Source organism: Brachybacterium sillae, from assembly GCF_025028335.1.
In the GTDB taxonomy this organism is placed as follows: Bacteria; Actinomycetota; Actinomycetes; order Actinomycetales; family Dermabacteraceae; genus Brachybacterium; species Brachybacterium sillae.
In genome coordinates this window covers 1,645,162-1,659,374 of sequence record NZ_JAFEUW010000001.1, presented here as the reverse complement: position 1 = coordinate 1,659,374, position 14,213 = coordinate 1,645,162, and the positions used below count along the sequence as shown (strand labels likewise).

Here is a 14,213-nt window from a genome sequence, read left to right as displayed (position 1 = left end):
GGCTCGGTTAGTTGGTTCCGGCCTCGATGAGGGCGCGGTTGTCAGGGTAGTGGGTGGCCCAGTAGGTGGCCTCGTACTCGGCGGGCGGGACGTGGCCGAGCTCGCCGTGCAGGCGCCGGTGGTTGTACCAGTCGACGTACTCAGCGACGGCGATCTCGACGTCGCTGATGGACTTCCAGCCGCCCTGACGCATGACCGGGTTGCGCACGCACTCGGCCTTGAACAGCGAGTTCAGCGCCTCCGCCATCGCGTTGTCATACGAATCGCCGCGGGACCCCACCGAGGCGACAGCCTCGGCCTCGGCGAGCCGCTCGGTGTAGCGAACCGCGCGGTATTGCACGCCCCTGTCGGAGTGGTGGACCAGACCGGTGACGTCCTGCCCGGCGCGACGCCTGGCCCACAGACCCATGTCCAGGGCGTCCAGGGCCAGGTCGGTGCGCAGCGAGGTCGAGACTTGCCAGCCGACGATCATCCGGGAGAAGACGTCCAGGACGAACGCGGCGTAGACCCACCCGGAGTAGGTGCGGATGTAGGTCAGATCCGCCACCCACAGCTGGTTCGGTGCCTCGGCGACGAACCGCCGCTCGACCAAGTCGGCCGGCCGTGGCGTCTCGGCGCCCTCGCTCAGGGTGGTGCGGCGGGTCTTCTCCCGCGCGATCCCGCGCAACCCGTGAGCGCGCATGAGCCGCTCAACGGTGCACCGGGCCACGGCGATGCCCTTGCGGACCAGCTCGGCGTGGACCTTCCGAGCCCCGTAGACGCCCAGGTTGTCGGTGTGCACGGTCTTGATCTCCTCGATCAGCTCAGCGTCCCGCACGGCGCGCGCCGACGGGAGACGGTTCTTCGCGGCGTAGTAGGTGCTCGGGGCGATCTGCACGCCGGCGTCCTTGAGCACGGCGCAGATCGGCTCGACCCCGAGCCGGCGACCCTCAACGACCCGATCGCGGTGGGTGTCGATGTACTCGACCACCACCTCGGTCGGCACTTCGCGGGCTACTTGATCTTGCGGTCGAGCTCCGCGGCCGCGAAAAAAGCCGCGGACGTCTTCAGGATCTCGTTCGCCCGCCGCAGCTCGCGGACCTCGCGCTCGAGCTGGGCGATCCGCGTCGCGTCATCCGTCGTCGTGCCGGGCCGGACCCCACCATCGATCTCGGCCTGGCGGACCCAGGTCCGCAACGCCTCGGGATGAATCCCAAGCTGATCGGCGATCCGCTTGATCGCTCCCGTGGCCGTCGCAGGGTCCTTCCGCGCGTCCATCGCCATCCGCGTCGCGCGGTCCCTCAACTCCTCGCTGTACTTCCGCGGTGCTGCCATGACTCTCATCCTTCCGTGGAATGAGAGCCTCCATCAGACCCGGGCGATTCATCCGTCACCCCCGCGCTGCTGCAGTACTGGCTGGCCCGTGCCGAAGGCGGCTGCGGTCTGATCATGAGCGAGTTCACCCGGGTCAACGACGCCCACGGGAAGGGCGGCAAGGAGCAGCTGGGCCTCAGCCGCGACGACCTGGTGCCCGGGCTGCGGGATGCGATCGAGGCGGTCCACGCGCGCGGGGCGAAGTTCTTCGTGCAGTTGCACCACGCCGGCGTGCAGGGCGTCGCGGAGCTAGACCAGGAGGGCGTCGTCGTCGGCCCTTCGGAGTTCGACAACCCGCTCACCCATGCCCCGTCGCGCGCCCTGACCACGGATGAGGTCATCGCACTGGTGCAGGACTTCATCGCCGCCACCCGCCGCGCCCGCGAGGCGGGCGCTGACGGCATCGAGCTGCACGGTGCCCACGGCTACCTGATCAACGAGTTCCTCTCCCCGCGCACGAACCACCGCACCGATCAGTACGGTGGCGGCTTCGAGGGCCGCACCCGCTTCCTGCGGGAGATCCTCGAGCGCATCCGCGCGGAGGTCGGGCCGGACTATCCGATCACGGTGCGGCTGTCGATCACCGAGTCCTACGACCTGCTGGGCATGCCGGGTGTCGGCATCGAGCAGGAGGAGGGGGTGCGGATCGCCCAGATGTGCGAGCAGGCCGGGGCGGACCTCATCTCCGTCTCCACCGGCACCTACGAGACCGGCATCACCACCATCGAACCGGTGAACACCCCGCGCAACTGGCGCGACCCGCTGATCCGCGCGGTGAAGGACGCCGTCTCGATCCCGGTGATGGGCACCTCCATCGTGCGGGAGGCCGACCAGGCCGAGACCATGCTGCGCGACGGTCTGGTGGACCTGGTCGCGATGGGCCGCTCCTGGCTGGCCGACCCCGCCTGGGGTCGCAAGGCGATCGAGGGCCGCGACGCCGACATCGTCCGCTGCATCGCCTGAGTTGGACCTCTCGGGCCTGGTTTGAGAGATTTCAGTAGCGTTTCTGCTGGTCGTGGGGTTTCCAGGGTGGCTGGATGGGTCACTAATTGGGGGTAGGGTCGGGGGTTGTGAGCCCGTTTTTGAGGAAGGTGACCACGGCGTCTGGCGCGACTGCCGTGCAGGTGGTCGTTAAGGAGGGTCGGCGGAACAAGATCCTTGAGCACCTCGGGTCCGCGCATACCGAGGCTGAGCTCGCTGTTTTGATGAGGGCCGGCCGGGACAAGCTCAATGCTGGTCAGGAGACTCTCGACCTCGGCTTGGAGCAGGATCCCCAGGCAGCTGTGGTGCGGTCCATGCGGTCGCGCTTGCTGCTGGACGTGCTCCAGGCGACCTGGAGAGGGCTTGGTTTCGATGCGCTCGAGGACGAGGCGTTCTTCCAGCTCGTCGCCGCGCGTTTGATCTTCCCGACCTCGATGCTCGACTCCGCTCGCGTGCTGAGCGAGGTGGGGATCGATCCGGTGCATCGTTCAACGATGAAGCGCTGCCTGACCCGGATCCAGCAGTGCAAGTACCGCGACCAGATAGCGAAGAACTGCTTTGAACATGCCTCGACCAGCGGCGATATCTCTCTGGTGCTCTATGACGTCACCACGCTCTACTTCGAGGCCGAGCACGAGGACGAACTGCGGAAGGTCGGCTACTCGAAGGAGCGCCGAGTGGATCCGCAGATCGTGGTCGGGCTGCTGGTGGATCGGGGCGGGTTCCCGCTCGAGATCGGTTGCTTCGAGGGCAACAAGGCCGAGACCACGACGATCGTGCCGATCATCCAGCAGTTCCAGGCCCGCCACGGTCTGGCGGACATGGTCGTCGTCGCTGACGCCGGGATGCTCTCCACCGCGAACCTGACCGCCCTTAACGAAGCGGGACTGCGGTTCATCGTCGGGTCGCGGCAGGTCAAAGCCCCTGGTGACCTTGCACATCACTTCCACTGGAACGGTGACGCGTTCACCGACGGGCAGCTGATCGACACCATCACCCCACGTCACGGCAACACGAAAACCGACACGAAGCAGCACCGCTGGGAGCCGGTCTGGGACCCGACGGAGCATCCCGGGCACTGGCGGGCGGTCTGGGCGTTCTCGAAGAAACGCGCCATCCGGGATGGGCACACGCTGACCGCGCAGGAGAACCGAGCCCGCGCTGTGATCGACGGGGACGTGACCGTGAAGTCGACGCGGTTCGTGAAGACCACAGCGGCCGGTCGCAGCCTCGACGAAGCCTCCCTCAAGCGGGCACGGAGCCTCGTGGGGCTGAAGGGCTACGTCACCAACATCCCCGCGACGGTGATGTCCGCGGCGGAGGTGCTCTCCAGCTATCACGACCTGTGGCAGGTCGAGCAGTCCTTCCGGATGAGCAAGACGGACCTACAGGCCAGGCCCATGTTTCATCGGCAGCGGGACGCGATCGAAGCTCACCTCACGATCGTGTTCACCGCCCTGGCAATGGCCCGTCTCCTGCAGGCCCAGACGGGGTTCAGCATCCGCAAGATCATCCGGACCCTACGGCCGTTGCAGGACGTGACCATCACCCTGGCCGGCCAGGACATCACGGCCAAGGCCGAGCTCACTGACGATGCCCGCACCATCCTCAAGGCCCTCAAGATGACTTGACGCATGGGTCACTAAAGAGGTCCAACTCAGGCCTGGCTGGCCGACCCCGCCTGGGGTCGCAAGGCGATCGAGGGCCGCGACGCCGACATCGTCCGCTGCATCGGCTGCATGTACTGCGTGGAGCAGGTCAGCGGCGGCCGCCCGATCCGCTGCGCGGTCAACCCCCGCTGCGGGCTGGAGACCGAGTTCCCCGCCGACATCCCCACCCGGGATGCGGAGGGCCGGACGGCGATCGTCGTCGGGGGTGGCCCCGCCGGTGCGGAGGCCGCGGAGACCCTCGCCCTGCGCGGCATGACCGTGGACCTGTACGAGGCGACCGACTCACTGGGTGGGCAGATCGTGCCCGGATCGAACCCGCCCGGGAAGGGCGCGATGCGCTGGGTGATCGAGAACTACGAGGTGCGCCTGCGCACCGCGGGCGTCGAGGTGCATCTGAACACCGAGGCCACCGTGGATTCGGTGCGGGAATCCGGCGCCGATGCGGTGGTGCTGGCCACCGGGGCGCTGCCGTCGGCGCCGCGCTCGATCCCCGGCATCGACGGGCCGACGGTCGTCGATGCCGTCGACGTGCTGGAGGGGCGCGTGGAGGTGGGGCCGACCTGTGTGGTCGTCGGCTCCGGCATGACGGGCCTGGAGACGGCCGAGCTGCTGATGACCCAGGGCCACACGGTGTCGGTGCACGAGATGGCCGAGGCGATCGGTGCGGGCGCGTTCCGTGGGAACATCCAATCGGTGGCGATGAAGCTCGAGGCGGGCGGGGTGCCGATGCGCACCGGTCATCGCCTCACCGCGATCACCCCCAGCGAGGCGGTGTTCGACACCGCCGAGGGGGAGGTGCACGAGAACGCCGACACGGTGGTGCTCGCGATGGGGATGCGGCCTCGCCGCGACCTGGCCGAGGCTCTCGACGCGGCCGGGGTGCCGTGCACCGTGGTCGGGGACGCCGCGCAGGTCGGAAAGGTCGCTACCGCTGTGCTCGACGGCTTCCGCACCGGACGGTCCCTGGAGCTGGCGGACGCGCACTGACGGAGGCGCACTGACGGGCGCGGTCGCACAGGACTGAGGAGTCCCCGCGCCCCGCCCCTGCCTCGACGCCGAAGGCCCCGCACCGATGCTCATCGGTGCGGGGCCTTCCGCGATCAGTCGGCGGCGGGGCGACCCGCCGTCCGCGAACCCGGGAGGGTCCGCGAGCTCAGGCCGGGTCTCAGGCCTTGGAGCCCTTGGCCGCGACGACCTGCAGCAGCACATGGGCCACCACGTCCTCGTGCAGGCGCACGGTGATCTTGTGCTCGCCGAGCGCCTTCACCGGGGCGGTGAACTCGACGGTGCGGCGGTCGATGTCCTTGCCGTGCAGCTCCTTGACGCTCTCGGCGATCTCGGCGGTGGTCACGGCGCCGAACAGGCGGCCGTTCTCACCGGCGCGCTCGGAGACGACGACCGGCTTGGACTGCAGCAGGTCGCGCAGGGCCTGCGCCTCCTCCAGGGAGGCGATGGCGCGCTTGGCGCGGGCCGCGACGATCTGGTCGAGCTGACGCTGACCGCCCTTGGTCCACGGGGTGGCCAGGTTGCGGGGCAGCAGGAAGTTGCGGGCGTAGCCGTCCTTGACCTCGACGACATCGCCGGCGGTGCCGAGGCCGGAGACCTCACTGGTGAGGATGAGCTTGGTGGTCATCTGGTGTGGTTCCCTTCCCTGCTCAGCGACCGGAGGTCGAGTAGGGCAGCAGGGCGATCTCGCGGGCGTTCTTCACGGCCTTCGCGATCTGACGCTGCTCCTGGACGGTGACGCCGGTGACGCGGCGCGCACGGATCTTGCCGCGGTCGGAGATGAACTTCCGCAGCAGGGCGGCGTCCTTGTAGTCGACCTTCTCGACACCCGCCGCCTTCAGCGGGTTCTGCTTCTTCTTCGGCTTGCGAAGAACAGGCTTGGCCATCGTGGTGCTCCTGTGTTCTCTCGTGGAGCCCGGGGTTCCAGCCCGGGATGGAATGGATGAGTGGTGTGCGGGTCAGTCCGCGTTCGGATCGAGGCCGATCAGAACGGGGGCTCGTCGTACCCGCCCTGGTTGCCGCCACCGGCCCACGGGTCGGCGTCGGCGGGGTTGCCGCCGTAACCGCCGCCCTGGTTGCCGTAGCCCCCCTGGTTGCCGTAGCCGCCGTTGCCGCCGCCCTGGTTGCCGTAGCCACCCTGGCCGCCACCCTGGCCGCCTCCGCGGGGACCGCCACCGAATCCGCCACCGCCGCCGCGCTGCACCTTGGCGGGCTTCGCGGTCGCGTAGCGGAGGGAGGGGCCGACCTCGTCGACGTCCATCTCGATGACGGTGCGGTTGTTGCCGTCACGATCGGTGAAGGACCGCTGCTTGAGGCGGCCCTGGACGATCACGCGGGCGCCCTTCTCCAGCGACTCGGCCACGTTCTCCGCGGCGTCGCGCCAGATCGAGCAGCGCATGAAGAGGGCCTCGCCGTCCTTCCATTCGTTCGCCTGACGGTCGAACGTGCGGGGGGTGGAGGCGACGGTGAACGACGCCACCGCGACGCCGGACTGCGTGAAACGAAGCTCCGGGTCAGCGGTGAGGTTGCCGACCACGGTGATGACGGTGTCTCCGGCCATGGGTGCTCCTGGTTCGTGCGGAACGGGTGGGTGGGGTCGCGTGCGGTGTCGCAGGCCGACCTCAGGGTCGGCGGGCGACGGGAGGCGCCGTACCGCTCAGCGGCGCGGCGCCGACGGGGTCACTTCTCGTCGACCCGCATCAGCTTGGTGCGCAGGACCGACTCGTTCAGACCGAGCTGACGATCGAGCTCCTGGGCGGTCTCCGGCTTGGAGGTGAAGGTGAGGACGATGTAGACGCCCTCCTGCTTCTTGTCGATCTCGTAGGCGAACTTCCGCTTGCCCCACACGTCGACGCCGTCCACGGTGCCGCCTTCGGCGGGGATCACCTGGACGAGCTTCTCGAAGGTCCCGCCGACAGTCCGCTCGTCGATCGACGGGTCGAGGATCACGACCATCTCGTACTTGCGCATGCTCGAGTACCCACCTCCTGTGGTCTTCGCGGCCACGGTCCATCCGTGGCAGGAGGGCTCATGCGAGGTCCGGCCCCTCACCCGCGGGTGCGGCGTGCGGGCACGGACCGACTCAGCCTACCCGGCGGGGCGGGCACCGGCCAGGGCCGGTGGGCGGCTGCGCGGGGGATCACAGGCACGGCCGGGCGGTACGGCACCCGTACGACACCCCGGACCGGAACCACCTCCGGCCCGACTCCCAGGGGGAGTCGGGCCGGAGAGTGAGGAGAGGGAGGAGGGGTGGTCGGACCATCCCGGGTCGATCAGCCGCCCGGGGTCACCGGACCCGGGCTGGCGTCACCGCCGCCGTTTCCACCGCCGTTGCCACCACCATTGCCGGGCTCGGGCTGCGGCGCAGGCTGCTGCTCGGCCGGCTGGTCCTGGGCCGGGGGCTCAGACGCCGGCGGCTCCGGGGCCGGCGGCTGCGAGGATGGAGGCTCCGGCGCCGGCGGCTCCGGCGCAGGCGGCTCCGGCGCAGGCGGCTGGGGAGCGGGCTGCTGCTCGGCCGGCGGCTCCGGCGCGGACGGCTGGGGGGCGGGCTGCTGTTCGGCGGGCTGATCCTGCTGCTGCTCCCGCTCGCGCTGGCGCTCCCGCTCACGTTCGCGCTCTCGCTGACGCTGACGCTCGCGCTGACGTTCGCGGTCCCGCTGGCGCTCCCGTTGCTCCTGACGGTCCTCCTGACGCTGGCGCTCTCGGTCGGTGTTGCTGGTGCGCTGCCGCTCCAGACGCACGGCCTCCGGGAACTCCAGCTCCTCCTGCCCCTCGAGGCTCGGCTGCATGACGGCCACCCACAGGCGCACCGGCCAGTAGCCACCGGTCATGTTCTCCGCGCCGCCGAACGGGGTCAGCGGCATCTCCGTCTTCCCGTCCTCACTGGGCTGGAACATGCCGACCGCGGTCACCAGCTGCGGGGTGTACCCCACGAACCAGGCCGAGCGGAACGAGGAGGAGGTACCGGTCTTGCCCGCCACCTCGCGGTCCATCTCCCGGCCCACATACGAGGCGGAACCCTCGGAGGGCGGGCCCAACAGGGCCTGCGTGGCGTTGATCGCCACCCCCTCGTCGAGCACCCGCTCGCCGTCGTCCTTCCACTCGTACTGCACGGACCCGTCGGGCCGCGTCATCTTCAGCACGGTGTGGGGGGTGCGGTGCACACCCTGCGCGGCGAGGGTCGCGTACACCTCGGCCATCTCGGCGACCGTCGGGCTGGCCGAACCCAGCACGTTGGAGGGCTCGTCGGTCAGACCGGGGGTCTTCTCCGGCAGGCCCAGCTTCACGGCGGTCTCGCGGGTGCGCTGCGGGCCGATCTCGAGGTTCAACTCCGCGTAGGCGGTGTTCACCGAGTCGGTGGTGGCGCCGCGCAGGCTCACCCGCCCGTAGGAGCGGTCACCGAAGTTGTTCACGGTCCAGCCGTTGAACTCGGCGGGACTGTTGCCGTCCCAGGTGGAGTTCAGCGAGTACCCCTCCTCGAGGGCTGCGATCAGCGTGAAGGTCTTGAAGATCGAGCCGGCCTGCATGCGCGACTGGGTGGCGTCGTTGCGGGCCTGCTCGACGTAGTCGGGTCCGCCGTACACGCCCTTGATCGCCCCCGTGGCGGGCTCGATCGTCATGATGCCGACCTTGTTGAGCGCGGGCCGGTCGTCGGGCAGGCCGGCGACCGCGTCGAGGATGTTCTTCTGGATGGCGGGGTCGAAGGACGACACGATGGTGAAGCCGCCCTGGTTGACCTCGTCCTCCGACAGGCCCATGCCCGTCAGCTCGCCGCGGACCATCTGCAGCAGGTAGCCGTTGGTGCCGCCCAGCACGTTGCGGCTGTTGGGCGGGATGGTCTCGGGGAACTGCAGCTGGTCGGCCTCCGCGGCGGTGAGGGTGCCGGTGCTGTTGACCTGTCGCTCGACCACGCGGTCCCACAGGGACGCGGCCCGCTCGGGGTTCTTCGCCGGGTCGTAGGCGGAGGGCGCCGGGATCACCGCGACCAGCAGTGCGGCCTCGGCATCGGTGAGGTCCTTGGCATCCTTCCCGAAGTACGCCTGGGAGGCAGCCTGCACGCCGTACGCGCCGCGGCCGAAGTAGATCGTGTTCAGGTAGCGGGAGAGGATCTCGTCCTTCTCGAGCTCCTGGTCGATCTTCAGCGCCATCACCATCTCCTTCACCTTCCCGCTGTAGGAGGTGGTGGTGCCGGTGTAGTAGCGCTCCACGTACTGCTGGGTGATGGTCGAACCGCCCTGTCGGGCGCCGCCGCTCAGGTTGTTCACCAGGGCGCGGAGGATGCCGCGCGGGGACACGCCGCGGTTCTCGTAGAAGCTGGCGTCCTCGCTGGCGACGACGGCCTGCTTGATGTTCTCGGGGATCTGGTCGTTCGGGAGGATCGTGCGGTTGACCTCGCTGAAACTCCCGATCTTGGTCTTGCCATCCGCGTAGTAGACGGTCGTGCTCTGCGCCAGGGCGATCTGGTCCGGCTCGGGCACATCGGTGGTGGAGTACAGCCACCAGGCGCCACCGAGACCGGCGAGCACGAAGAGGGCCATCGCGCCGAACACCATCTGCCAGGACGGCAGCCACCGCCAGAATCCGGTCTTCCCGGCCCGCGGGTAGTTGAGGATGTTCGTCGCCCTGGCCCGTCCACCGGCGGCCGAGGCGGCTGCGCCCGTGCGGGCGGCTCGGCCGCGCTGCTCGGCCCGACGACGGGAGGCGGTCCCGGCCGCGGCGGCGCCCGCCGGCGCACCCGCGGTCGCGGCACCGGTCCCGGCCGCCACGGCGGCTCGCCGACCACCCGTCCGGCTGCTGCCGCGCTCGGACCCGGTGGCCCCGGCCTCCGCGCCGGCGGCGCGCCGCCTGGCGGGCCGTGGCTGCTCCGGCGAGGTGCGGGAACGGTCAGAACCGGCCCGGGAGACACTCGCCGCGAGGCCGCTCAGTCGGCCAGACGTCGAGGACGCGGCGGCATGCACTCCGGCCGCTCGGCGGCCCCGGGAGCCGCGAGAGCGGGGGGCGCCGGGCTGGGAGCCCTGGTCGGGCCGACCGGCTTCGTTCACGAGGAGCTCCTGTCGCTCGGAGAGGGCGCGGGGGCGCCCGGACAGCGCGGACCGGGGTCCACGACCGTCCAGTATCCCGCGTGACCACGCGCGGGTGGAACGGCGGCGCGTCGACTTTCACAGTCTCCCCACGCGCCGGCCCCGGCCGTCACGGGTTGTCCACGCTCCGGGCCGCCCACCACGCACGCAGTTCCTGCTCGGCGCGCTCCTCACCGAGGGGACCGTGCTCCATCCGCAGGTCCAGCAGGAATCGGTACGCCTCACCGACCGTCCGGCCCGCCGGGATGCCGAGGATCTCCATGATCCGGTTGCCGTCGAGGTCGGGCCGGATGCGGTCGATCTCCTCCTGCGCCGCGAGCTGCGCGATGCGCTCCTCCAGCTCGTCGTAGGCCCGCGAGAGCGTGCGGGCCTTGCGCTTGTTCCGGGTGGTCACATCGGCCCGGGTGAGTCGATGCAGGTGCTGCAGCAGCGGCCCGGCGTCGGTCACGTACCGGCGCACCGCAGAATCCGTCCACGGGGCATCGGCATACCCGTGGAAGCGCAGGTGCAACTCCACCAGACGCGCCACCTTCTTGGTGGTGTCCTTGTCGAAGGCCAGGGCCTTCATCCGGGTGGCGGTCATCTTCGCACCCACCACCTCATGGAAACGGAAGGTGACGGTGCCGCCGTCCTCGAAGCGGCGCGTGGCGGGCTTGCCCACGTCATGCATCAGCGCCGCCAGGCGCAGCACCAGGTCGGGTCGCTCGCAGGGACCGCCGGACCCGGGAGCGCTCTCCAGGTCGATCGCCTGCTCCAGCACGGTCAGGGTGTGGTCGTAGACGTCCTTGTGGCGGTGGTGCTCATCGATCGTCAGCCGCAGCGCGGGCAGTTCCGGCAGCACCGTGTCCGCCAGACCCAGCTCGACCATGAGCTCGAGCCCCGCCCGGGGATGCTCCCCGAGCAGCAGTTTCACCAGTTCATCGCGCAGACGCTCCGCGGAGACGATCCCGAGCCGGTCGGCGAGCGCCCGGGCCGCCGCCGCGGTGCCGGCCTCGGCCGAGAAGCCGAGCTGGGAGACGAACCGCACCAGCCGCAGCATGCGCAGCGGGTCATCGGAGAACGACTGCTCCGGGGCGACGGGAGTGCGCAGCAGCTGCGCGGCGAGGTCTCCGAGGCCGCCGAAGGGGTCCACGAGCTCCAGGGACGGCAGCCGCACCGCCATCGCGTTGACGGTGAAGTCGCGACGGGAGAGGTCCCCCTCGAGGGTGTCGCCATACGAGACCTGGGGTTTGCGGCTGTCGGGGTCGTAGGCCTCGGTGCGGTAGGTGGTGACCTCTACCCGCACACCGTCCCGCACTGCGCCGAGGGTGCCGAAGTCGCGGCCCATGTCCCATAGGCCCCCGCCGCGGCTCCAGCGGCGCAGCAGCTCCTCGGTCTGCTCGGGGCGGGCGGAGGTGGTGAAGTCGAGGTCGGCACTGGAGCGGCCCAGCACCGCGTCGCGCACGGGTCCGCCGACGAGGGCGAGCTCGTGACCGGCCTCGTCGAAGAGGCGGCCGAGTTCGTGGACCTCCGGCGGAAGGGCGTGGAACATCCCTGCGGCGCGCCGGCGGGCGAGGTCCAGACGGGCGGCCGCCTCGTCCTGCGATGCGCTCTCGACCACGTGACCTCCTGTTCGTCTCTGCCGCCTCGCGGCCTCCCGCACTGCAGCGGGACACGCCCCCTACAGTGTCACCATGCCGTCCTGCGCTTCGTCCGGACCCGTCGCGGATCCCCCGCGTCGGGCGGTGCGCGCACGGTGGGCGCGCGCACTGTGGGCATCGCTCGCCCTGCTGCTGGCGCTGGTGGCCGTGCTGGGGCCGACAGGGCCGGGACAGTCTAGCCCGCGGGCCCACGCCGCCCCGGTGTCGGCGCCTGCGATGGCAGGCGGCCCGTCAGCCCCGGCGCGTCCGGGTGATCCGACACCAGCCGCCCCCGGCGCGCCGGTGCGCATGGACCTGGTCTCCCTCGGACCAGTGGCCCTCGCCCCGGGGGACAGCCTGGCGGTGACACTGCGGGTTACGAACACGTCGGAGGAGCCGCTGGTCGATCCCCGCCTGGAGCTGCGGGCCCGCACCGCACGCGTCACCTCCCGGGCGGATCTCGAACGCTGGCAGTCGGATCCGACACCCGAGGAACCCGGCACGGCCCGGGCGACGGCCGACCCCACGGGGGTCCTCGCGCCGGGGGAGTCTCTGGATCTCACGCTGAGCGTTCCTGCCGATGACCTCGGCTGGTCCTCCGACCCTGATCTGTGGGGCACTCGGCGCGTGGCGCTGACCGTCGCCGACGCCTCGGGGGCGCTGGCGACGGTGCGCACGTTCGTGGTGTGGCGGCCCGACGGGACCACCGCCCGCGTGGACCAGTCGGTGCTGCTGCCGCTGACCGCGCAGGACCCGGGCACCGCCGCCCTGGATCCCGCGGCCCATGCGCAGGACCTCCGAGAGGGCCGGCTGGGGGCCATGCTCGCCCTGGCCCGACGCGACGATGTCGACTGGTTGCTGGACCCCGCGCTGCTGGACCCGCCGTTCCGCCCCACGGCGCCCGGTGCCCCCTCCGGTGATCCGTCCGATGCTGCCCCCGCCGAGGGCCCACCGCCCGCAGCATCCGATGCAGGCGGTGCCGTCCCACCCGGCCCCGACGCATCCTCCGGGCCACCGCAGGACACCCCGGCGAATCCGCCGCCGGTCGGCACGGGAGTCGACCCGATCACCGCGGAACCGCAGGCCGCTGCCACGGTGCAGGCGCTCACCGACGCCGCGGGCAACCGCACCGTGCTCGCGTTGCCGTACGGCCGCGCCGACGTCCAGGCCCTGCGCTCCGCCGGCGCCGAGGGGCTTCGCACCGTCGCGGAGGATCGGTCACGGGAGGCCTTCGCCCGCACCGGTATCACCCCGGCGGCGACGGTCGCGGTGGTCCCCGGGGAACGGGCCGACCCGACGCAGGTCGGGTCCGCTCTGGATTCGGGGCTGTCGGCGCTGATGATCCCCTCCGCCTCCCTGCGGGAGGACCTCGAGTCCACCGTCACCCCGTCGGGGCCTGCGTCGATCGCGGCGGGCCCCGACCGGGGGTCGGTCCCGGTGCTCGCCCCCGATTCGACGCTCTCGGCGGAGTTCGCGCTGCTGGACGGTTCCGCGGATCCGGAGCAGATCAGGCAGCGGATCCTCGCCGAGACCGCGGTGATCGCAGCGGAACCGACCTCCGCACCCCGCCATGTGCTCATCGCCCCGCCGCTGACGGTGACACTGTCGGAGCCGGCCGCGAGCGCCACCCTGGATGCCCTCGGGCAGGCGCCATGGCTGCGCCGCACCCCGGCCCAGCAGCTGCTGGAGCAGACCCCTGACCAGACCGGCACGGACGGTGGCGGGGAGGGTGCCGGGGTCCTCGGCACGGTGCCGCTGGAGGACGTGCGCCCGACGGGTTTCGAGGCCGACGGACGGGCGACGGTGCTGCCCTCCGCCGACGCGCCGGAACCGGCCGCGGGGCATGACCTGCGGGACCTGCAGAGCGCGCTGGCACCGCTGGCGGGACTGTCCGACGCGGTGCAGGATCCGCACCTGCTGGATGTGCCGGTGGTGACGGCGCTGTCGGGCGCCTCGGAACAGTGGCGCGGCGGGTCCCCGGAGCCACGGCGGCGGGCGGAGCTGGCGGCGCAGGACGCTGCCCGGCTCACCGCCGGGGTGAGCGTCCGGACACCCAGCAGTGTGAACCTGGTGGCCGACGCCTCCAATGTGCCGGTGACGGTGCGCAACGACCTCGACTCACCCGTGCGTCTGCAGGCGAGGGTCTCCGCCGACAAGCCGCTGGTGCGGTTGGGCCAGCCGCCGGTGGTGGAGGTGCCGGCCCGCAGCAGCACCCAGGTGTCGGTGCCGGTGGAGGCCATCGCCAACGGGCAGGTGACCCTGTCGGTCGAGCTGCGCAGCCCCGATGGCACGCGGCTCACGCAGGCCGAGCACGCCTCTTTGACGGTGAATCCGGCGTGGGAGAACTGGACAACGCTGCTGGTGGGCATCGCCATGGGGTTGCTGGTGATCGTGGGGGTGCTGCGAGCGCGGCGCACCGGGTCGGACCGTCGAGCCCCCGCCGAACGCGGACCGGAACCACCCCCCACCGCCGACTCCTGACCCGTCGCCCCCCGATCGAGAAG

The 14,213-nt window shown here is 71.0% G+C and carries 11 protein-coding genes; 4 read left to right on the top strand and 7 right to left on the bottom strand.

The genetic code is table 11. The features are described from left to right. Nucleotides 1-7 precede the first annotated feature (7 nt). Nucleotides 8-1,314 (bottom strand): IS3 family transposase gene (locus JSY14_RS07585; protein ID WP_259558154.1). Its coding sequence is split into 2 segments (ribosomal slippage): nucleotides 8-1,023 and nucleotides 1,023-1,314, totalling 1,308 coding nucleotides; the frame shifts between segments, so codons are not numbered across the junction. A gap of 114 nt (nucleotides 1,315-1,428) precedes the next feature. Here JSY14_RS07585 and JSY14_RS07580 point away from each other — a divergent pair. The 3 genes from JSY14_RS07580 (at nucleotide 1,429) to JSY14_RS07570 (ending at nucleotide 4,991) form a co-directional block, all read left to right on the top strand. Continuing rightward, nucleotides 1,429-2,316: an oxidoreductase gene (locus tag JSY14_RS07580; RefSeq protein WP_432803623.1), complete on the top strand. Its 888-nt coding sequence runs from the start codon at nucleotides 1,429-1,431 to the stop codon at nucleotides 2,314-2,316. A gap of 107 nt (nucleotides 2,317-2,423) precedes the next feature. Next, nucleotides 2,424-3,965: an IS1634 family transposase gene (locus tag JSY14_RS07575; RefSeq protein WP_259558153.1), complete on the top strand. Its 1,542-nt coding sequence runs from the start codon at nucleotides 2,424-2,426 to the stop codon at nucleotides 3,963-3,965. Nucleotides 3,966-4,082: 117 nt separating this feature from the next. After that, nucleotides 4,083-4,991: an NAD(P)/FAD-dependent oxidoreductase gene (locus tag JSY14_RS07570; RefSeq protein WP_259558152.1), complete on the top strand. Its 909-nt coding sequence runs from the start codon at nucleotides 4,083-4,085 to the stop codon at nucleotides 4,989-4,991. Nucleotides 4,992-5,169: 178 nt separating this feature from the next. Here the strand turns inward: JSY14_RS07570 and rplI are convergent, their stop codons facing one another. The 6 genes from rplI to JSY14_RS07540 form a co-directional block, all read right to left on the bottom strand. Further along, nucleotides 5,170-5,637, bottom strand: a complete 468-nt coding sequence (gene rplI / locus JSY14_RS07565; protein WP_259558151.1) for a 50S ribosomal protein L9 — start codon at nucleotides 5,635-5,637, stop codon at nucleotides 5,170-5,172. A 22-nt stretch (nucleotides 5,638-5,659) separates the two neighbouring features. Then, the gene (gene rpsR / locus JSY14_RS07560; protein ID WP_259558150.1) at nucleotides 5,660-5,896 is read right to left on the bottom strand and encodes a 30S ribosomal protein S18; all 237 of its coding nucleotides are present in this window, start codon (nucleotides 5,894-5,896) and stop codon (nucleotides 5,660-5,662) included. Between the two features lie 98 nt (nucleotides 5,897-5,994). Then, on the bottom strand, nucleotides 5,995-6,570 hold the full coding sequence (locus JSY14_RS07555) for a single-stranded DNA-binding protein (RefSeq protein WP_259558149.1): 576 nt from the start codon (nucleotides 6,568-6,570) through the stop codon (nucleotides 5,995-5,997). Nucleotides 6,571-6,689: 119 nt separating this feature from the next. Further along, nucleotides 6,690-6,980 carry a 30S ribosomal protein S6 gene (gene rpsF / locus JSY14_RS07550; protein ID WP_259559625.1) on the bottom strand — a complete coding sequence of 97 codons (291 nt, stop codon included), beginning with the start codon at nucleotides 6,978-6,980 and terminating at the stop codon, nucleotides 6,690-6,692. Nucleotides 6,981-7,282: 302 nt separating this feature from the next. After that, complete coding sequence (locus tag JSY14_RS07545) at nucleotides 7,283-10,051, bottom strand: transglycosylase domain-containing protein (protein ID WP_259558148.1); 2,769 nt, start codon at nucleotides 10,049-10,051, stop codon at nucleotides 7,283-7,285. Nucleotides 10,052-10,199: 148 nt separating this feature from the next. Then, entirely contained in the window at nucleotides 10,200-11,621 is a 1,422-nt protein-coding gene (locus JSY14_RS07540) for a CCA tRNA nucleotidyltransferase (RefSeq protein WP_259559622.1), read from the bottom strand. A gap of 142 nt (nucleotides 11,622-11,763) precedes the next feature. Here JSY14_RS07540 and JSY14_RS07535 point away from each other — a divergent pair, with 142 nt between their 5' ends. Then, nucleotides 11,764-14,190: a DUF6049 family protein gene (locus JSY14_RS07535; protein WP_259558144.1), complete on the top strand. Its 2,427-nt coding sequence runs from the start codon at nucleotides 11,764-11,766 to the stop codon at nucleotides 14,188-14,190. Nucleotides 14,191-14,213 lie beyond the last annotated feature (23 nt).